Consider the following 21,162-nt stretch of genomic DNA (forward strand, 5'->3'; position numbering starts at 1 on the left):
TGAACGAATGCGAACTTCTTGGACGGGGTTTCGGGAAACTTCGCAATTCTGACGTCCGCACCGCCCTCGAACTTCCCGAGTTCCCGCAAAACGCGGGCGCTGCGGGATGAGAACCGGTGCAGAAGCCGCGGCTGCAAGGCGCAAGCTGACGACCCGTGACATCAAAAACAAATTCCGCGTTGCTGCTCCAATTCCCATCGGCAGAGCTCTTGAGCGAACCCCGACTGCGCTTAGCGTGGCTGAGGGTTATCCGGCTGCTGAGGCTGCTTTGCATTTCCAGGTCCGCCCACAGCCTGGAGTGCGGGAATGCGTTCACTCATCTCCGGAAGAGGAGAGAACGGCATATGAGGCTCCGATTGATACCAGTACGCAACGGAGTAGAAGTTATCCGAGCGTGCATTGGCATGACCGTGCTCAATACTTGCCTTCATGGACTTTGTAAACGGGATGGGCGAATCGAGATGGAAACGATAGACACTGGACCGCGATCCGGCAAGTTCATGTCCCACTACCGGCGAGCCATGCAGCGGGAAGGTCTGGGAAGATCCGAAATCCCACGCACCGAGGAAGTAGTCTTCCGATCCGGTGCCGACGATGGTGGGAACCGCGCCTTCGTCCACTTCAAACCTGTCATTCCCCTCGCCCCACCATCCATCCTGATTCTGCAGTACCGACATGGTTACGCCGATGAACTGGCCATGGCCTTTCGCCTCAAGCCAGATGTAGTTGTCCTTACCATCTAAATTACGGCGGTAGTTCACCTGAGGATCACCATTGCTGTACCAGTCCGAGGTCCAGCCATGATTCGGCTGCGCCTGCCGGTACTGCGCGTGGAAATATAAAGTTCCAGGGGGAAGCGGCTTCGTATCCTGCCGATAATCGATATTCCAGTACAGATTGCTGAGCGGCTGCTTTCCTTCGTTCGTCACGGTAATGCGCGCATGTTTTGCATACGGCATTTGAAAATAGCTGTTGAGGGAGCGATCGTTTCCAACCGATAGAACAGGCGAAGACCAGAGATAATAGTCTCCCGTACCCAGACCGAAGAAGTCGCCGATGGGGGTCTCTACGCTGGGCGTGCTCTCTCCGTCCCAGTACATTCGCAGGACGATGCGCTTGAGATGGTAGCTCTCCGGTGAGTTCAAGGTGAACCATATATGCGAGATCCTTCCCGGGCCATCAACATCAAGAAGCGTCAGCGTCTGGCCAGGCGTAACGGTACGGTAATCCGCGTTGGCTCCAGTGGCTTCCCGGCTTGAAGACCGATGCATCGTGTAGGTCTGCTGCACGGTGGGATCAGGAAATCCCTCAATGCCCTGACCTCTCGTAAAGCAGGACGCGAGAACGACGGATAGCGCAAGCATCTTGACTGACTTCATGGAACAACGACCTCCGATATTCATCTCTAATATTGCTCGCCAAAATGATATGGACAGTACAGCAGGTTGCCCACTTTAAAGATCAAACGGAATAAGGGTCAAGCTGTGGGCTGATTATCGGCTCTACTTTTGGGATGAGCAGGAAGATAAGAAGCAATGCGAATGGATAGACAAGCCCGGCTATGAGGAACGTTGGGGAATAGGTGTGATATCGAGTCAGGATATGGCCGACTACGAGATTAAAGAGCATGGCTCCGACTGAGCCTACGGCTCCCATCAGGCCCGCCACTGAACCTATGACCCAGGATGGAAAGAGGTCGGTCGGCAGGGTCTGAAGGATGGTCGACCAGAACTGGTGTCCGAACAGCGCCATGCTGAAGAAGGCAATCGCCCATGGCAGCGGCGCCCTGGTGATCAGGAGGGAGACAGGCATGATCGCCGCACTCAGGCAGAGGCAAGCCTTACGGGAGATGCCAATCTTAACGTGACGGCGGATTAAATAGCTGCTCAAGAAACCGCCGATGGAGCTTCCTATGCCTGCGAAGACATAGGGAATCCAAGCGTAGTATCCGATCTGCTTGATGTTGAGGTGTCGCACGTCCGCAAGATATTTAGGCAGCCAAAAGATAAAGAAGAACCATGTCGAGTCGGTAAGAAACTTAGCTGAGATCAGGGCCCAGACCTGCGGAAAGTGGAAGAGCTTAATCCACGACATCCTCTGCGTTGCCGTGTTTCGGCTATTCCCGGCGACCAGGTCAGTTCCTTCCAGGTACTTCTTCTCCTCTACAGTGATGAATCGATGTTGGCTCGGCAGATCGTAGAACCACCACCACGCCGCTGCCCATGCGATCCCCAAGGCTCCCGTAAGAAAGAAAACCCATCGCCAATCTAGGGTGACAGCAATGAGTGCGATGAGGGGAGGCGCGATGACAGCACCGATACTTGAGCCGGTGTTAAAAATTCCGAATGCAAGCGACCGCTCCTCGGGTCGAAACCACTCCGAGATGGCCTTCGCCGAACAGGGAAAGCCACCGCCTTCTCCCAATCCGAGGAGAAAGCGAGCCACTCCCAAACCGAATACTGTACCTACCAGGCCGCTGAGGATGGTTGCGATGGACCACCAAAGAATCATCACGGAATAGCCGAGACGGGTTCCCAGCCAGTCCGCCGCTTTTCCTCCCCCGGCATACATCACCGCATAGGTGAAGAGAAACAGCATCTGCAGTTCGGAGTACTGTTGGTCGGAGAGCGGAATGCTCTTCTGTATCTCCGTCACGGCCACGGGAAAACTCTGCCGGTCGAGATAACTCAACGCTGTCGCGCAAGCAAGAAAACCTGCAATCCACCATCGAAGATTACGAATTCGAATCATAATGCCTGCGAAGAGTTCAGCATCGCACCTGAGAAATGATGTTTCCCGGGAGCGATCTTAGTGGAGCGTTAGAGATTGGCGACTAATCCATCCATATGCCGCCGTTTACTTCGATCGTTTCGCCGATGACATGAGAAGCATCTTCGCTGGCGAGGAAGGCAATCACCGAAGCAATCTCGCTCGGCCTTCCGGCTCGTCCCTGCGGAATGTTTGCGACCAGAGTCTTCATCTGTTCCGGCGACGTAAACCGTTCGTGAAACGGGGTATCGATGACTCCCGGATTGACGGCGTTGACTCGGATTCCATACTGGATAAGCTCTTTTGCCAGCCCTTTGGTCATGCACAGCACGGCAGCCTTCGCGGATGCGTAGGGAATGATTCCCACACTTCCTCCATTGCGAGCAGCCACGGAAGCAACATTGATGATTGCCCCAGAGCGGCGTTCGATCATGGAAGGAGCGATAGCGCGACTGATTCGGAGAACGCTTCCCAGGTTTGTCTCCATCACCTCATTCCAGAAGTCGTCTGTAATCTCGAGAAGTTTGCGCCTGCTGAGCATCGACCCGGCATTGTTCACCAGAACATCAATGTGATTCGTGCGGCTGAGTACCGAGTCGATCAGGCTCTGTGCTGCATCCGCTCTAGCGAGATCGGCCTGGACAGCAAAGGCTCGACCGCCAAGTCCGACAATTTGTTCGACGACCTTATTGGCTTCAGCTTCGCTCGCACGGTAGTGCACAGCGACGTATGACCCCCGTTCGGCGAGGGTTTTGGCTACAGCAGCACCAATCCCTGTGCCTGCTCCCGTAACTAAGGTGACATGATCCGATGAAAAAGTTCGCATGGAAGACTCTCAAACTCCAGTATTAAAGCAATTGAATAATTGGTACTTTTAGCTCGTTAACAACTTAGGCTTCTCGTATTTCTTACGGATCGACTACATTTTCCAACACCCCGATCCCTGCAATCTCGATTCGAATGATGTCTCCGTGCTTCCTGCCTCTTCGACGAAAACTCCTTCTGTGGTTCGGTAAAGTTTCACCAGAATCTCCTGACCTCAACTTCTAATCATGGGAGTTGCGCAAGAGGCTTTTTGCTTCTCCAGGTATTCATTTCTTTGGCTTGGGTGTCACAAAACAGTAGGCCGTGTATTTCATTTCGCTCCAGGCTCGATCGCCGAGAGGATATCCAGGAAAGAGCGGTCTATCCACAGGCGTGAACTTCACCCTGACCCAGATGGACTTTCGACCCTGCGTGAGTTCGCGAGGCATGAGAAATTCGTCATCACGAAAACGCCGGTTGGAGGTCTCTACGATGTGCGCCGTGGCGCCCAGCTCTTCACGCGGATTGGAATAGACGACTGTATTGGATCCCGCCAGATACCATACTCCAGCAGGTTTCCAGTCGGACTTCTTTTCATCTGCGATGAAGACCTCAGCACGCTGATCGGCGAAGGAGTAGTCCAGCTTACGGCGAAGAAGGACGCCAAGATTGTCGGCGCGCAGGCGGAGTTTGAACTCGGAGGTTCCCTTGGTTGTGCGTCCACGATCCGTCGTTGCGGGATAGATCTCTTTGCCGTCCAGCGTATCGACACCCCATTCGTAACGAGAGGTCAGGGTATAGGGTTCGGAGGCTTCTGGCGAGGAGTATCCGTGCGACTTCTCGGCTGCGGCATCGCCGATCTGCAGCTGGTCTGTTTCCTCCAGCGTGGAGGAAGGTGCTCCGTACCAGTATGCAATCGTCTCGTAGTGTTCTGCGTATTCGTTTGTGCCGCCATGCTCAAGACGAATCACCGCGTTTTTTCCAAACGGCATCAGATCGGCGAGCAGAAAGCGATATGCAGACTCGATCTTATCTTTCTCGTTGACAGCACTCCTAAGGTTCTTCGCTCCAACCGGGTGTCCCGCGAGAGCGAGGGTCATGTTCAATCCTCCCCAGTAGTCACCGCCGCCACCCCACTCTTCTGTTCCCGTGCCCTGAGCCTGAGGCGTTAGACTGTCGTCGAAGAAGAAGCGAGGGTCGCCCTCAAGTGTGCGAAGCTCGGCGTTGTGCGAAAAGATGAACGACGTCCCGACAAAATTCCCGGACCAAACCTCGTTCCCTTCTGCCTTGCGAGTATCAAGCAGGTCGAGATCTTCCCCTCGCACCGGCTGCGGGAAATCCTTGTAAGTGGCGTGGAAGTAAGTGAGCTGGCTTGCTGGTTCGGTCAGCGGCATAGAACGGAGGTCCCACCGGACATCCTTCACTGGCTCGCCGCCTCCGACGAGCTCAACTTGAGCCGACTTGAAGAACGGCATTGGAAAGTAGCATGCGAAATAGATCCTGTCGTCGGCAAACCGTATATTGACCGGCAAAGCTTTCACCAGGAACTCACGATTATCGCGGTTGTAGAGTGTACCCGCGCCATAAAAGAGAGCAATCGGGGCATCCACGGAAGGCTGGCTCCTTCCATCCCATGTAATACGCAGATGAACGTTTGTGAAAGCATCTGCCTGGTCGCGCGGGATCGAAAACTTTAGGGCGCGAAGTGCGGCCTTCCCTTTCAGATTCGTCACCGTGACCCCGCCGCTTGCGGGAATGTCCATCTTTCCTTCAGCTTTTTTTGCACCGGCATCGGGCGCGATATCACTTCCGGCTCGCGACAAAAGATCGAGCACATCCCGATCGGGCACCATGCTCTCATCCCAGCTCTTCAGCGGATGGGAAAGAGGGATCCCGGGAACAAATCGGTTATAGATGTAATACCCGGTTCCATAGCGGGTTCTTGTATAGGCCATGCGGAAACTGCGCTCAAAGGGAATGGGGGTCCAGATAAGATCGGCGCCTTTGGTTGTTGCCCATGTTTCATTCAAGGGCGAAGGAAATGGAGCGCTGGGTATGAAGGTGGAATCAGGCGCAGGATGCAGCGGATCTGCTGTGCTGCTCTCCTGGATCACGTGGTCCTTACCATCGACGATGTAATGCCATGGGCTTCCATGCCAGTGGTTATAGCGGCTGAAAACGAGAAGGCCGGGGCCTTCAAGGTCAAGCGTCACGTTAAAGTTGTCCGATTCCTGGTAAAGAAAGTGGGAGGCATCAGCTCCTTCATTTGCACCGCGCCGCTCATAGGTGCTGCGCATATAGGTGCGCATTCCAATCCGTTGTTCCGGCCATCGATCCCAGGACCGATAAGCATCCAGGCCTATGGGGATTGGAGGCGGATTCTGGGCTACTCCGGCTAGCCCGGCAGAAAATATTGCAATGCATAGCGACGACCAACGAATGACCGAGCCCAAGGACCGATCCGGCATCAGCAAACTCCACGAAGTTTTCATCTTTGGTTTCTCATTCCCTTGTGTCGAAGAAAAATACATCTGCGAGCTCAAAAATATTTTTCAAAAGACATATTTCAATGCCACCTGCATGATTCGTGGATCGTTCGCCGTAAGGATTCTTCCGAAATTCGCAGATGTGAATGTCGCATTGGGATTGGCGAAGGTTGGATGATTCGTCGCGTTGAAAGCCTCGATGCGGAATCCGATGTACTGAGACTTCTGCGCGAATTCAAAGGGGAAGTTGCGAAAGAGAGCGAGGTCGACGCTGTAACGCCCCGGCCCCTGAAGTGAACTGCGGCCTGCGTTTCCGTAGGTCCCGGGTGCGTTAATACTGTAGGCGCCGGTATTGAACCACTTATTCAGAGTGGAATGGACATTCTGTGGATCTCCGATCTGGTTGGGTCTGTCCGCACCCACACCGGTCAGGGATGCATCCGTGCCTGTGACTGGACTGAACCAGAGACCTGAGCGAGCGCTGAAGATGGTGGACAACTCCCAATCCGAGAGAAGACGCCATCCGATGTTTCGCGTATTGTGTGGGGTTCCCGCCACCAGAGACGCATTCAAGATCTGCCGCACGTCCGTATTGCAATTGCCGAGATCGCCTGCGCGATTGTAGGGATTCTGGTAGGTATTCGTTAATTCAGAGGTAATATCGCCCTGGTTGATGCAGCGTGACCATGTGTAATTAAGAAGCAAGCTGACGTTGTGCTGCAAGCGGCGATTCAAGGTTGCGAGCATGCCGTTGTAGGACGAAGTAGCACCGTCGTCCGCCTGAATAATAGAACTGAAGGCCGATCCTGCCTGCGGGTTCATTCGTGTGAGAACGCGGCGGCTGTTTGTGTTTGCCACGGTCGAGCATGCAGAGCTTCCACACTGTCCCGGAACGTAGACGCCAGGGTCCAGTTGATAGCTGAGCCACAGGTGCGTCCCCTTATTCCCAATGTAGTTCAATGAGAAGAGCCAGTTGGGGCCAAACTGCTGCTGGATGCTCAGGTTCCACTGCTGAAAGTAAGTCGGCTTCAGGTGGAGAGGAAGATTGATGTACTGCCCTGCCGAAACAAACAAAGCATTTTTAGGCGGGGGCGATGGAAGCGGAAATGGATTGCCTCCAGAATAGTCACGATATGGATTCGCGAAGCCGCCGCCTGGATTATTCAAGGTAAGCGCGCTTGCCCACGGGGGGCCAAAACCGAAACGATCGAAGTACTGCATCGCCGGAAGATCGTAGAGCACGCCATAACCGGCGCGTACGACTGTTCCCGCGTTTCCATCCACATCCCATACCAGGCCAACGCGAGGACCAAGATTTGCCCATCGGCCATTGGTGCCAGCGCGAGGAAATCCTGGGTCGCCGGGAAAGGTAAGGCCGGCGGGAGCGTTATCGTAGACCTGACTTTTGCTGCCAGCAACAAACGCAGCCATATCAAAGTGCGTTGCACGCTTTTGTGTTTCGATCTCCGGAAGATAAGGCTCCCATCGCAGGCCTGCATTGACGCTCAATCTGGGTCCGAAACGGATCTTGTCAGAGGCGTAAAGCGCGAAATAATTCTGATCGTAGTTCAGCAGGGTTGGATTTCCCTGAATCACCGAGTTCGGCGCGCCAAGCATGAAGTCTGCCAGGGCATTCCCAGTAATTTGCCCGTTGAAGTTGTATGCGATGTTTTCCTGCGTCGTCGTTTTGTAGTCAACGTAACGCCCGATCCACTCGCCTCCGATGGCTAGCTGATGACGGCCCATCGTCAGATTGACATCGTCTGCGATCTGCTTGCTCCCGGAGTAGATCTGCGCGAGCGAGCAGGTTCCGCAGGAGCTGCTGAAGTAGCTGCTTATGCTGATCTGCGGAGAGTTGCCGGCAGACGGCGCGACATTGAGTCCAAAATCGGTGGCGGAAGGAAGATTGGGAGCTGGGCCGCGATCGATCCGCTCCCGTGTCCAGGTGAAGTGAACTGCATTGATCGCCGTCGCACTCAGGATGTACGAATCGCCCAGCGTCAAAGATTGAACGCTGTCGACTACTCCCGTACGGGTCGTAAGCAACAAATTGTTGTCATAGACCCCAGGGTTGGAGTAGCCGGCGTAGTAGTAGCGCCCGAAGATCGAATGCCGCTGAGACAACGTCGCGTCTACTCTTCCGAGATACTGATTCTCGCTTGAGTTATTTGGGATGCTGTAGAGCAGCTTGCCGCAAGGATCTGTACTGGTTGGAATCAGTTTCAAAACGTTCAGCGCCTGCGGGCTGAATCGCGATACAGGAATCTGCTTACTGGGAAAAGGCTGTCCGGTGAGTGGATCACGTAAATTCTGCGGTGCTCCGCACGCCGAAGAGGTCAGCGTGCTGAAATCACCCTGAAGGATCTGCGCGGTCGGCACAAACGAGGTAGACGTTGGTGGCGCCGTGTGCGTGATGGTTCCCTGATAGCCGCCGAAGAAGAAGAGCTTGTCCCGCAGGATTGGACCACCGATCGTGCCGCCAAACTGATTGCGTTTCAGCTGATCCACGGTGCTCGCAAAGTAGTTCTTCGCATTCACGGCGCCATTCCTTAGAAACTCGAAGACACTGCCATGAAATGCATTGGAGCCAGAGTTCGTCACGATATTGACCACACCGCCTGCCCTGCCACCATAGCTGGCCGGTATGGCGTTGGTTTGAACACTGAACTCGTGCAGTAGATCGGGAAACGGAAGAGGAAGATTGATGGAGCCGAAGGCATCATTGTGATCGCCTCCATCCAGCAGGTAATAGGTGCCATTTGCCTGTCCGCCGGCGATAGCAATCGTTGTCGAAGAGGGATAGTTTTTCGTGCTGGCCAGATCGCTTGGGGGAGCCGTAACGGCGGCACCGGACAGAAGCACGAGCTGCGTCGCTTGTCGGCCATTGAGTGGAAGGTCGACGACGCGCCTTTGGTCGATCACCTGGGAGATGCCCGTTGTCTGCGTCTCCGCCATCTGGACGTTAGCCTGAACTTCAATCTGTTGCGTTACGAGACCGGCCTCCAACACCAGGTTCAGCGAGGGATTGGTGTTGACCTGAAGGACTACGCCTGTCTGCTTGTAGGTCTTGAAGCCGGGGGAGCTCACCTCGATCTCGTATGGGCCGATCGGAAGGCTGCTAAGGATATATCCTCCGTCTGAACCGCTTACCGCCGACCGTGTGAATCCCGTATCCGTCTGAAGCGCCTTGATTTGGGCGCCCGGAATTGCCGCACCCGTGGAGTCCAACACAGTTCCCGAGATCTGATCGACTGCGGTTGCCTGGGCGTGGGAGAGGACGGGCATGTGAAAGAAGAGAAAGAAAAAGATTGCTGCGGTTGTGCCTCGAGAGCAATAGCGCATAGATCACCTTCTAAAAACTAATCGTTTTGTTTTTCCACCTCCACACGTCCTCCGGAAGCATATTAGGGCTTAGAAAGGCCATGCGGTTCACTGACAGCTGGCCAATCTACAAGAACGAATTCTTCTGTGTCAATAAAAATGAAACGTTTCGAAATTAAAGAAATTCTCAGACTCCAGCAGGAGGATGCAATTGGCTTCAGAGCGAAGCTGCAGATTCTCTGATTCGAAGTTCCGGCTTGAGTGTGATGTTGCAGGGAGGCGCATCCATGCTGCCCTGGATTCTCTCGAGAAGCAGCTTCATCGCTTGCCGGCCCAACTCGCGCGCCGGTTGCGCCACCACGGTGAGGCGGGGGTAGAAGTTTTCCGTCCATGCGAAATCGTCGTATCCGACGACACTGATGGCCTTCGGGCAGGGGACGCCGGCCTCGCGCATTGCCGTCACAAAGCCGAGAAGCAGCTTGTTATTGGTGCAGAACACCGCGGTCGGGGGATCGGGCAGATCGAAGAGATGGCGTCCAAAGTCATAGCCTGCCCCCGCCTGCATCCCCCCTGTAAAGAACTGCTCATCCAGTACGGGCAGACGAGCTGCGAGCATGGCTTTGCGGTGACCTTCCAGGCGAGCGAGATGGGTTGAAAGCTCAGTCCGGCCGGCCAGCATCGCAATCCGCTTATGGCCAAGTTGGATGAGGAAGCTTGTCGCCTCGTAGGCGCCCTGGAAGTTATCCGTGGATACGGTGTCACCGCGAAAGCCAAAGGGAATCCGGTCGAAGCATACGATCGGAAAACGGCGGCGCATCAGCCTGTCAAACGAGATGGCAGGATCAGAGCAGGCGATCAAGACGCCATCGACGCGATGGCTGAACAGCGTGTTGAGCTGCTGTTGTTCCTGCGCCGGATCCTCATTCGTATTGCACAAAATAACCGAATACTGGCTTGCGCGGGCCACTTCTTCGGCGCCAATGATGACCTCCGGATAAAACGGATTCGTGACATCCGGCAGAATGATCCCTACGGTCTGGGTTCGTCCTGTTTTCAGGCTTCGCGCTATCTGATCGGCATGGTAATCAAGGGCTTCCATCGCCTTTTTGACCCGTTCCGCGCGCTTTGGACTAACAACGGAGGTCTCGTTCACGACCGCGGAAACCGTGGCAATGGAGACCTCGGCTAAACGAGCGACATCTCGCATTGTGGGGGATTTCTTCTTCATTCCGCACTTTTCCTAAACGTTTAAAAAGATAATCTTGCCCCAAATAATATCGGATCTACGGAACATTCCATAGAAAGCTTTGGGGCAGCACAGGAGCCGGGCAGCGTCGCCACCTGCGATCCTGGAATTCACACAGTTCACCGTTGCGCCGATGGTAGCGGTATGCCGATCAAAACGGCAGGAGGTTGCCCATGTTATCGAACTCGATCTTCTGGGGGGACCCTGCGATTGTGAGATCTGGCCTGCGCTGCGCCACTTCCGCGAACGACTCCGAGACGAGAATTCGGTCGAGGCTCAGCGTGTCTGTAATTCGAACCATGCGCAGTTTCTCCAGAGAAAGAGGCCCAAGGGAGTGGATTGCTTTCTCAAGCACCTCACAATCCGTTTCAAAATACATGGGAATCTTTGCGGTGGGCAGCCCGAGCGAGGTAAGAGCATTTGTATAGACATACTGCAGATTAAGGGACTTCACCGCGCGAGTGGTCGTAAAGTCGGCCAGGCCAATCCCTATGCCATTGCCATTGGTAGCAGTCGTAAGGCCGCGAACGAAGATGCGGCCAATGTGCGGTCTGGTTGAATTCGCTGGTTGAAGAGATGAGATATAGCCGAAGACGCCTCGACCGATCACATTGGTGTCCATGCCCGTGCCGCTGATCTCTTTTCCTATTTGATCCACAATCAGCAGATCGATTTCGTCGAACGGCAACACCGGCATCAGTGACCGTGCTCTCTCCAGCAGCTGGTCTTCCTGTTTGACGATGTCCGAGGCTTTGACCACACATATATCCGCCGTTTGATGATGCTGATCTTCCAGAATGGCCACGCCACATAGAACCGGCACCAAATCCAGAATGACCTTGGCTGTCTCGCGTATGACTGTCTCGTGCCCGAACCGGCTCGCAGCACTATGAGCATTCGCAGCCCCCACATGTTTGCCGAAACCTATGGTCAGCATCTTCTGCAGACCACTTCCAAGGGCCCCGTAAAAATCCGTATGAGGCTTCACACGATTGATCACGACAATTCCATCGGACTGCAACGCAGCTGCGCTGAAGACCACGGGCAGGCCATCCGGAGTCTTGCCGATTTCACGGACCTCCATTCCCGCCTCGAAGGGAACACCCATTGCAGCGGGCGTGATGCCATATTCCGCAAGGACCGCCTGCTGGCCCTCTGGAGTTCCTCCACCATGGCTTCCCATCGCGGGGATGATGAATGGCTCCGCCCCCGCTTCTTTCAAAAGGGCGAGCACAGGTTTCGTGATCTCCGCAAGATTTGTAATCCCGCGGCTCCCTACTCCCACGGCAATCCGCATTCCTGGGGTAATTTTCGAAAGAATGCCGGCCTTGGTGAACTGCTCTCTTAGAAGAGAGTTAAATTCCAGACGCGATGAAGACGGGTAGTTCTGCCTTAATTCAAACATCCTCGGAAGACTGTCAATCATGGCGGTAATAATACTGCGAATCAGCTTTCAAGGTGGCAGTGCACTTCTGCCCACATGCTCCGTCCAGACAAAAAGCACCTACGGCTACAAGTTGTTGAAGAGTTTCAAACGTGAAGTGGCCACCTGCTTCACAGCTTCGACGGCGGCAGGCAAAATCTTGTAAGGGACGACCTCCTGGGGCTGTTTCGCCAGGCCTTCCTCCAGGCCCCGCCTCCACGCAACTCGTAATTCGGTGTTGATGTGGACGATGTTGATTCCCGCGACGATCGCCTTTCGAAAGTCCTCATCGTCTGTTCCCGATCCGCCATGCAAGGTAATCAGAACATTCGTAGCACTCTTGATTTGTGCAATTCTTGCGAGGTCCAGTCGCTTCTTGGTCTTGCCCTGCACCATGCTATGAAGCATTCCATGCATATTGCCCACCGCCGGGGCCAGTATGTCGATTCCCGTGGCGTCAACATACTGTTTTGCCTCTTCAGGAGAGGTCAACCCCTTCGACAGGTCGGGAGCCACGTCATGAATCTCCGAACCAGTCCCGATATCGCCAATCTCTCCCTCGATCAGGATGGCGGGATTGATTGCTTTCAGGGCCTCGACCGCTGCTTTGGTCTGACGCACGTTCTCTTCAAACGGCAGAGCGGAGAGGTCGAAGACGATGGAGTCGAAGCCAGCTTTAGCCGCTTCGATCGCGCCCTCGAGGGAGTGTGTGTGGTCCGCATTCAGGAAGATTGGAAAATCGAATTCTTCGCGCAGGCTTAGCACCTGGGCTGCGATCTGGCGCACTCCGAGAAATTTGCGCTCGCCTTCGGATGCACCGACGACGACGGGAACCTTCAACTCCTGCGCGGATGCAAAGACCGCTTTCAAGGTCACGAAATCGGAGATATTGAAATGGCCGACCGCCACGCCATCTTTTTGAGCCTGTGCCAAAACATTGCGTAAGCTGAGCATATAAACTCCTACGTTTAGGCCGCGGTTGCGAACCCTCACAAAATAATTCTACTGGCGATTTCAAGGACGCTGTTGCCGCGAAACCGTAAGCATCCGCGGCGTGGGGAATCTCACTTCGGAGCAGAGGCTATACTCAGTGCCCGTCGATGCGTTCCGCAATGATTTGCGGTGCGGATGCATTGGATGAAAAGTCGCTGGCGCTGACCAGGAGCTCGAAGGATCGGATCTGGCCGTGGGCACCTCCGGCACGCCGCAAGGTCGGCTCCATCAGAGAGGGAGTAAGCAGGAAGTTGGTGGCGGCCTGCGTGCCCGCAGTATTGAGGCCCCCTACGATGAGGATATGGCCCGTGGATGAGAGATTAGGCAGGTAAGCGATCAGACCGTAGGTGTGGCCCTTCCCGGGCGCGCGGTAGATGTCGCTTTCGCCCGGCCGGGGATGTGGATTGAGATAACCAGAGGGAATCTCTGGATTTGTGCTGACTCTCTGATGGAAGTTCATCTGCGGTTCAAAGATCTGAATCCATGGGTTGGATTCAATGGATCCAATTAACACAGCATTTCCTGTCCGAAGATCGTCCATGCGCAGGTCCCGCGCGTAGCGGACGATCAAGCGCGTTGGATCGACTCCACTGATTTGCGCGAGATGTACGGCGAAGTCAAGGTCCACGATACTGGTGTAGCGCCGGGATCCAAGTTTCAGGATCTCCGCATCGCTCTGGTTACCCTGGCTGTTGCTGTTGCGATAGCTGCCGTTGATATAGCTTGCGAGCGGCACTGGCCGCTCCGTGAGCCGCTGCATGATGACCAGGCCGTCATCGGACGGCACGACAAAGGTATCGCGGTTTGCCATAAAAATCTGCCGCCAAAGGCCTTTGGATGCGGCGTCTGCCGAGAACCCAGCATCTGGTCTGAGGAGGCGCGGGAACCGGATCGCAATCAATGAAAGCGTAGCCAGTACGCTGATACACAGGGCGAGGAAAACACCGTGCCGCCGGAGAAACCGGCGTGACACGAGTAGACTTTGCGTTGCCGAACGGGGTTCCAGATCGGGTTGCGAACTGTCCTGCGGAACAGGCGAATCATGATCCTGCCCAGCGTCGTGCGTTCCGCTAAACAGAGCATCGCCCGTAGCAGGAGCATCTCCGGCGAAGTCCCGGGAGGTGAAAGCCGGAGCATATCCTCCCCGCGGGATCTCAAGGTACATCGCCTCATCCTTGCCTTCGCTCGCGTAATAATCGTCGATTCGGCGGCGGAGCTTCCGGGCATAGCTGCGAACAATATTGTCTTCGTTTGAGTCATAGCCTTCGGCCCTGTCGAAGATCAGGATGCCGATCTGCTGCTCTGTAATCTCGTCGGTGCGGCCACGAATATGCCGGTCGACGGTGAAGAGCAGAAATCTCGCCAGCAGGCGGGACCTACCAAGGGTACCGCTGGTGGCAATGCGCCATGCAAGCTGCCATCGAGGGTCGTCGGGGTGCGAGTCGATCTTTACTTTGCCCGTGTCGAGCAGCAACTGCATTGCAGGTTCATCCGGGATCTCTGATGGCGGCTCCGGGGTTTGCATCATCGATGATCGTCTCAACTATTAAGCTAGGTGCATTTCATGAATGTGCTGTGAACAGGGCCGGCGTGACTGGCGGGAGATGCGTGCAAATCCACGGGGTGCAGATGGTTTGCACCCCGTGGATTTACACGGGTACGGAGTGCTGCCCGTCAATGAATATTCCGTGAACACGATGCGATAAGTTCTTTGCTTGCATCTCCGCAGCCGTGGCCGGGCCTCGTTCCCGGGGGCCAAACCCCTTGTGACGCCGCGCTCGCTTCGGGATGATCAAGGCAATCCATGAGCTGAGTTGTAGGACCGTTTCAGGCAGGCGTTGCGCCGGCTCGTGAGCAAAATTTTCTCCCTTTGAGGTCAATGCAGTGATCAAGTTCTGGCACACCCTTGTCTCTTCGCAGCGGAAGCTCCGGCGACCTATCGCGGTGCTCATGGCATGCGCACTCGCATGCTTCGCTTTGCCCATGTTCGCGCAGTCCGATCTTTCCGGCGTCTCAGGAACGATTACCGACCAATCTGGAGCGCTGGTGCACGGCGCCTCCGTGACCGTAACCGACGAGGCGACCGGAGCGGGACACAAGGCGGTAACGAACGATTCGGGATACTACACGATTCCCAGCCTGTCACCCGGGCGCTACACCATCGTGGTACAGGCTCCGACCTTCCAGCTGTTGACCAGCAAAGGGAACATCCTGGATCCGGCGGTGTCCACAACGGCGAATCTCCAGCTGCACTCGGGAAGCGTCACCGAGACCGTTCAAGTAGACGCACAGGAGACCAGCATCCAGACGGACAGCACCGTCCTTGGCCGCGTGATTACCAGCAAGCAGGCGGAGATGCTCCCTCTCAGCGGACGCAATCCCATTTCGCTGGCTCTGCTGAAAGCCGGTGTCACCAGCACCACCGGTAACGTCTCGAGTTTTCAGTTCAGCACAGGCCTCGGCGGACTGAACATCAACGGCGCGCGCGAGCGCGACAACCTGGTGACCTATGACGGAGCCGTAGCCGTGCGCGTCCGCGCCAACGGCGACTCCACCGGCGTGGTGGACCTCGAAAATGTGCAGGAGGTCCAGGTCCTGGCAACAAACTACCCAGCCGAATATGGCCGTTCGATCGGTGGACAGGTTCGCATTATTACCAAGGCGGGTACCAATAAGTTCCACGGTTCGCTCTATGAGTACATGCAGAACCCCCTTCTCAATGCCAATACCTGGGTTCGCAACCATGCCACGAATAACAACGACCCGACAGTGCCCAGGAGCGTGAAGTCGAACTACGTGGCTCCCTTCACCTATAACCAGTTCGGCTTCAGCGTAAACGGTCCGCTGTACGTCCCACACGTACTGCCCAAGGGCAAGGTCTTCTTCCTCTACTCGGAAGCATTCGTTCACTACCCTGCAACGGATACCAAGCCCGCTACGGTGCCGAATCCCGCCTTCCGCGACGGTGACTTCTCTTCCATCGCTACGCATATCCGCGATCCTAAGGCAGCGGGTACATGCGATCCGCAGAGCGGCGGACCGGCGTGCTTCCCAGGGAACATTATTCCGAAAGATCGTCTGAGCGCCAACGGAGTCGGCCTGTTGACATCCTTCCCCACCCCGACTCCGGGCTTTCTGGTTGGAACGCAAAACCTGCTGCAGGTCGCCAAGCATCCGCAGAACCAACAGATCGATACCGGAAACCTCGACATCATCCCGACAGACAAGGATTACATCCGCTTCCGTCTGACCCACTTCTACTACTACGAGGACAATCCGTTCTCCGCAGCCTATAGTGTCGTGCCGCGTATCTTCAATCGCCCTGCCCAAACGTCTTCGCTCGACTGGGTCCGTACCTTCAGCCCTAACACCATGAACGAAGTGATGGTCACCGTGGCGCACAACGCAGACCGCCTCTTCATCGACACGAGCAGCGGCCTCTATGACCGCACTCGCTATGGCATCAACTATCCCTTCCTCTTCCCCGACGGCAAGGACCTTCCTAATAAAATCCCAACCGTTCAGTTCGACGACAGCCCCGTAACCACAATGGACGGCAGCGCCTATCCCTCGCACTCTCAGGGAGCTGTCTTCGACTATGCCGACACCTTTACCCACATCTTCGGCAACCATACCCTGCGCGCCGGCGTGTTGTATGAGCGCGCCCAGTACAACGACGACGACCAGATCTCCGGCCAGAACACCGTGCCCGGACAGACAAACAACCAGAACGGAAAATTCGAGTTTTCCAAGCTGAATCCAGCCGGTACGGGACTCGATGTGGCTGATGCCGCGCTGGGAGTCTTCCAGAGCTATGCTGAGGTCGGTGCGCGTGCCGAGACTCCTTATCGCGCAAATATGTTCGACTTCTTTGCGCAGGATTCATGGAAAGTCTCTTCCAAGCTGCATCTGGATTACGGCCTACGCTACTCGATCATCCGTCCTTTCTACAGTCTTTGGAATAACATCGGTACCTTCGATCCGGCCTTCTACAATCCAGCCAATGCTGTAAAGCTCGACAACAACGGCAACCCAATCCCCGGTTCCGGCGATCCTCTGAACGGAACGGTTCTGTTCGGCAACGGCTTTACCGATAGCGCCAAGGCACACGTTCCTCTGGCAAATACCGCCACGGCCGACCATCTCTTCCACAACTTGCCGCGTGGCTACATCGACGTTCATTACACGAGCTTCCAGCCGCGCCTGGGACTGTCGTATGCCATCAATTCAAAGACCGTTCTGCGTTCTGGTTTCGGCCGCTACATGAGCCGCCAGGGTGTCTCCGACGGCGTATTCGAAGGAGGCGCGCCACCTCTACAGTCCTACGCTGGTATCAGCGGTGGAAGCGTCGACAACCCCGGCGGCAGCTCGCAAGGGTCGTTCCCGACGATCTCCGGACGCGTGGATCGCAGCTCACCGCAACCTGAGGCCTATGTCTGGAACCTCTCGGTTGAGCGTGAGCTTCCCTTCAACACCGTAGTTGGCGTGGCTTATGTAGGTCGTCGCGGAATTCACGGCCAATTTCAGGCGAATATGAACCAGGCTCCGACGGGCTCGACAGCAGCAGCGAAGAATGCCGGACTCAACATCAACTCATACCGTCCTTATGCTGGCTATGGTCCAATCACCATCGTCTCTCAGGGCTCTGGCTCTGCATATAACGGTCTGCAGATCGACGTCAACCATCGCTTCCAGAGGGGCCTGAGCTTCGGTGTTGCCTACACCTTCGCTCACGCAGATGACTGCGGGTCGTTCCAGAAGAACTTCCTTCCCAACTTCTACGATACGAAGTACCTGTGCGGTCCTGCGGACTATGACATCCGCCAGGCTCTCACGATGAATGCCATCGCCGAGATTCCATTCCACAGCAACAGCCGTCTGGCAAATGAAGTCCTCGGCGGATGGCAGCTCTCGCAGATCTATAACTTCCAGACCGGTACTCCCCTCTCGGTTACGACGGGATCGGATATCGCTGGTGTCGGAACCGGTGGCGGTGCGCAATTTTACTCCGTCGCCGATGGTGCCAGCCTGGGAGCCCAAGGAAAGTTCTCGACAGGATCCGATCAGAACTTCTGGTTCAATCCTGCGGCGTTCACGGCGCCCGCCCCTAACACCTTCACTACACAGCACAACCGCAACATCCTTCGCGCTCCTGGCGTGATGAACTTCAACGCCGGCTTGCAGAAGCGCTTCAATACTTTCGAGAATCAGTACTTCACCTTCCGCTTCGAAGCCTTCGACTTTCCGAACCACCCGAACCTGTCGCCTCCGGACGTGAACCCCGCTGACTACAATCCCTCCAACTTAGCGAAATCGACTTTCGGACGAGTGACCAGCAAGACCGGCCAGCGCTCGATGCAGGCCAGCCTTCGCTACACCTTCTAAATATTCCTCGCACCCTGCAGAGGCGGGCAGAAGCTTTCTGTCCGCCTCTGGCTCCTGAGACTGAACACAGCATAAAAACCTAAAGCGCAAAATCTCACCCGAGCTTCTGAAAGCACGAACAAATGTCTCTGCCTATCGTACGAACCCTTTGCGCATCGCTTCTCGCTTTGACCTGTCTCGGAGCATTAGCACAGGAAAATGGCGTCAAGTCAAAGCAGCCGCGAACGATGGGCGAAGCAACGAAAGAACGACCGCACGCAATCCCCAGCGGATTCGACCTGCCGAATGGATGGCGTATTACGCCTGCAGGAAAGCCTATCGACACTCTGGAAGACATGACGCTTAAGATGGTGACCTCGCCCGACGGCCGTATTGTTGTGGCGAGCCACTCCGGCTATCAGCCGCATGGCATCGTAGTGCTCGATACCAAATCGCAGCGTGAGATCCAGCACATTGAACTGAAGACTACCTGGCTGGGCATGACCTGGTCCCCGGATGGGCACAGCCTCTTCGTCTCCGGCGGGAATGCCACCGGAGCCAAGAGAATTGCCCAGAGCGCTGCCCCCATCTATGAATTTCACTACGACAATGGGCGACTGAGCGATAAACCGGTCAATGAATATGTTGAGACGATCGACCCGCGGCAGGTCTGGTGGTCAGGCGTCGCCGTTCTACCGGGCAAGCATCTGCTGTATGCGGCAAACCGAGGTACGGGGCTTGGACCCAGCAATGTGGTGGTCTTTGACCTGAAAACGCACGCGATCGTCACCCGCATTCCGGTCGAGATCAACCCCTATGAGACCGTGCTGACGCCGGACAGCAAGCGTCTTTTCGTCTCCAACTGGTCCAGTGAATCGGTCAGTGTCATCGACACGGCGACCAATAAGGTCGTCCGCACGCTGCATGTCGGAATGAATCCGAATGACATGAAACTGGCCAAGGATGGCCGACTCTTCGTGGCATGTTCGAACGACAACACCATCCATGTCATCGATACCAGGTCGTTGCAGTTGCTGGAGCGACTTTCCACGACACTAACTCCGCTGGCTCCCGAGGGTTCCACGCCGGACTCATTGCTGATCGATGAGCGGCGGCAGCTCCTGTTTGCTGCAAATGCCGACAATAACTCCATCGCCGTGATTCGGATCTCGAACCGTGAACACAGCAGCGTTCGCGGCTTCATCCCTACCGGTTGGTACCCTTCTGCGATGACGCTTGCCGATCACGGCAATACGCTCTACATCGGCAACAGCAAGGGTGAAGAGGGACATCCGGATCGCAAGGGGCCGGGAAGTCCGCTAGCTTCCAACTTCAATGGCGACGAGACCGTAAAGACGGTACAGAAGAGCAGTATTGAAGTGCTTCCGCTGATGCAGCTGCAAAAGGAGCTGCCACGCTGGACACACCAGGTCGTGGAGAACACACCGTACAACGACAGCCTTCTCTCCGAAGCGCGGCCGCCGCATGCACCTACGATTCTGCCGCAGGGCGTTGGCGTGCCCACGCCCATTCAGCACGTGATTTACATCATCAAAGAGAACCGCACCTACGATCAGGAGTTCGGCGATCTGAAGGGCGCCAATGGCGATCCGGAGCTGACGATCTTTGGCGAGAAGATTACGCCGAATCAACATGCGCTGGCGCGGCAATATGTCGTGCTGGACAACCTGTATTGCGACGGCGAGGTCTCCGTCGACGGTCACTCGTGGTCAGACTCGGCGTACGCGACGGACTTCAACGAGCGCTACTGGCCGCCAACCTATGCCGGCCGTAGCGATGCTGCGCGCGCGCGGGCGTATGTGCCCTCCGCAGGGCACCTGTGGGATCTGGCTGCGCGGAAGGGTCTCACCTATCGCTCCTATGGCGAATATGCAGCGCGCGCCAGCACGGGCACCACGATGGACGCGGCTCCCGGCTCGGGCGGCCTGGTAGGACACGTAGCCTCCGATTACCTGGGATCGAGACAGCGCGATACCGCCAACGTCACGGTCTTCCTGCGCGAGTTCCATGAGTATGAAAAGAACTACGACAATCCCGATCCCAGCAAGCGCTTTCCAAACTTCGTCATTATGAGCATGCCGGAGGACCATACCAAGGGCACCGCGCCGGGCGCATATACTCCCCAGGCGATGGTAGCAAACAACGACTTCGCCATCGGGCAGCTGGTAGACGCGGTAACGCATAGCCACTACTGGCCGAATACCGCGATCTTCATCATTGAAGACGATGCACAGGACGGCCCCGATCACGTCGATGCGCGGCGCACCGTAGGACTGGTGCTAAGTCCCTATGTAAAGCGGGGTGTCGTGGACAGCACACTCTATTCGACAAGTTCCTTTGTACGCAGCATTGAGCTGTTGCTTGGTCTGCCACCTATGAGTCAGTATGACGCGGCAGCAATGCCGCTCTACGCGAGCTTTGATACACAGCCCCTGATCACTCCCTTCAAAGCCATCGAGCCGCAAATCGACGTGAATGTAAAGAACAATGCGAAGTCCTACGGAGCGGAAGAAAGCAGTAGGATGGATTTCTCCGATGTAGACCGCGCGCCGATGCATGCGCTGAATCGCGTTCTCTGGCGCTCCATCAAAGGCGCGGACGCACCGGTACCGGCTCCTGTTCATCGCTTTCGCCCGCTCATCGATGCAAGCGACGTGAAGGAAAAAGATAAAGACTAGCCTGGCACGCTCCACATCCGGAGGGCACCGCCAGTATCCAAAAAAGGCAACTAATCC

Annotated in this window: 11 protein-coding genes; 2 read left to right on the forward strand and 9 right to left on the reverse strand. The window is 55.8% G+C overall.

What is annotated here, in order from left to right:
* Nucleotides 1-230 precede the first annotated feature (230 nt).
* From AC5S26_RS00850 to AC5S26_RS00890, 9 genes are all read right to left on the reverse strand, one after another.
* Complete coding sequence (locus tag AC5S26_RS00850; protein ID WP_494182950.1) at nucleotides 231-1,379, reverse strand: glycoside hydrolase family 172 protein; 1,149 nt, start codon at nucleotides 1,377-1,379, stop codon at nucleotides 231-233.
* 82 nt (nucleotides 1,380-1,461) lie between these two features.
* The gene (locus AC5S26_RS00855; RefSeq protein WP_494182951.1) at nucleotides 1,462-2,751 is read right to left on the reverse strand and encodes an MFS transporter; all 1,290 of its coding nucleotides are present in this window, start codon (nucleotides 2,749-2,751) and stop codon (nucleotides 1,462-1,464) included.
* 82 nt (nucleotides 2,752-2,833) lie between these two features.
* The gene (locus tag AC5S26_RS00860) at nucleotides 2,834-3,595 is read right to left on the reverse strand and encodes an SDR family NAD(P)-dependent oxidoreductase (RefSeq protein WP_494182952.1); all 762 of its coding nucleotides are present in this window, start codon (nucleotides 3,593-3,595) and stop codon (nucleotides 2,834-2,836) included.
* Between the two features lie 265 nt (nucleotides 3,596-3,860).
* A complete protein-coding gene (locus AC5S26_RS00865) occupies nucleotides 3,861-6,041 on the reverse strand; it encodes a DUF2961 domain-containing protein (RefSeq protein ID WP_494182953.1) in 2,181 nt (726 codons plus the stop codon).
* Between the two features lie 84 nt (nucleotides 6,042-6,125).
* Complete coding sequence (locus tag AC5S26_RS00870) at nucleotides 6,126-9,401, reverse strand: outer membrane beta-barrel protein (RefSeq protein ID WP_494182954.1); 3,276 nt, start codon at nucleotides 9,399-9,401, stop codon at nucleotides 6,126-6,128.
* 196 nt (nucleotides 9,402-9,597) lie between these two features.
* A complete protein-coding gene (locus AC5S26_RS00875) occupies nucleotides 9,598-10,608 on the reverse strand; it encodes a LacI family DNA-binding transcriptional regulator (RefSeq protein WP_494182955.1) in 1,011 nt (336 codons plus the stop codon).
* 169 nt (nucleotides 10,609-10,777) lie between these two features.
* Nucleotides 10,778-12,052 (reverse strand): nickel pincer cofactor-dependent isomerase, group 22, encoded by a 1,275-nt coding sequence (locus AC5S26_RS00880; protein ID WP_494182956.1) that lies wholly within the window; start codon nucleotides 12,050-12,052, stop codon nucleotides 10,778-10,780.
* 84 nt (nucleotides 12,053-12,136) lie between these two features.
* The gene (locus AC5S26_RS00885) at nucleotides 12,137-13,003 is read right to left on the reverse strand and encodes a class II fructose-bisphosphate aldolase (protein WP_494182957.1); all 867 of its coding nucleotides are present in this window, start codon (nucleotides 13,001-13,003) and stop codon (nucleotides 12,137-12,139) included.
* A gap of 133 nt (nucleotides 13,004-13,136) precedes the next feature.
* Complete coding sequence (locus AC5S26_RS00890; protein WP_494182958.1) at nucleotides 13,137-14,570, reverse strand: hypothetical protein; 1,434 nt, start codon at nucleotides 14,568-14,570, stop codon at nucleotides 13,137-13,139.
* Between the two features lie 356 nt (nucleotides 14,571-14,926).
* On the opposite strand from AC5S26_RS00890, the gene AC5S26_RS00895 reads away from it, so the two are divergent.
* Together AC5S26_RS00895 and AC5S26_RS00900 are read left to right on the forward strand one after the other, a co-directional pair.
* A complete protein-coding gene (locus tag AC5S26_RS00895) occupies nucleotides 14,927-18,427 on the forward strand; it encodes a carboxypeptidase-like regulatory domain-containing protein (protein WP_494182959.1) in 3,501 nt (1,166 codons plus the stop codon).
* A gap of 227 nt (nucleotides 18,428-18,654) precedes the next feature.
* Entirely contained in the window at nucleotides 18,655-21,105 is a 2,451-nt protein-coding gene (locus tag AC5S26_RS00900) for a YVTN family beta-propeller repeat protein (protein WP_494182960.1), read from the forward strand.
* Nucleotides 21,106-21,162: the final 57 nt, after the last annotated feature.

The organism is Edaphobacter sp. FHG110511_03 (assembly GCF_059115365.1).

Coding starts and splice junctions, on each gene's coding strand:
- AC5S26_RS00880 (WP_494182956.1), bottom strand. CDS start 12,052: ATGATTGACAGTCTTCCGAGGATGTTTGAATTAAGGCAGAACTACCCG.
- AC5S26_RS00885 (WP_494182957.1), bottom strand. CDS start 13,003: ATGCTCAGCTTACGCAATGTTTTGGCACAGGCTCAAAAAGATGGCGTG.
- AC5S26_RS00850 (WP_494182950.1), bottom strand. CDS start 1,379: ATGAAGTCAGTCAAGATGCTTGCGCTATCCGTCGTTCTCGCGTCCTGC.
- AC5S26_RS00855 (WP_494182951.1), bottom strand. CDS start 2,751: ATGATTCGAATTCGTAATCTTCGATGGTGGATTGCAGGTTTTCTTGCT.
- AC5S26_RS00865 (WP_494182953.1), bottom strand. CDS start 6,041: ATGCCGGATCGGTCCTTGGGCTCGGTCATTCGTTGGTCGTCGCTATGC.
- AC5S26_RS00900 (WP_494182960.1), top strand. CDS start 18,655: ATGGGCGAAGCAACGAAAGAACGACCGCACGCAATCCCCAGCGGATTC.
- AC5S26_RS00860 (WP_494182952.1), bottom strand. CDS start 3,595: ATGCGAACTTTTTCATCGGATCATGTCACCTTAGTTACGGGAGCAGGC.
- AC5S26_RS00890 (WP_494182958.1), bottom strand. CDS start 14,570: ATGATGCAAACCCCGGAGCCGCCATCAGAGATCCCGGATGAACCTGCA.
- AC5S26_RS00875 (WP_494182955.1), bottom strand. CDS start 10,608: ATGAAGAAGAAATCCCCCACAATGCGAGATGTCGCTCGTTTAGCCGAG.
- AC5S26_RS00870 (WP_494182954.1), bottom strand. CDS start 9,401: ATGCGCTATTGCTCTCGAGGCACAACCGCAGCAATCTTTTTCTTTCTC.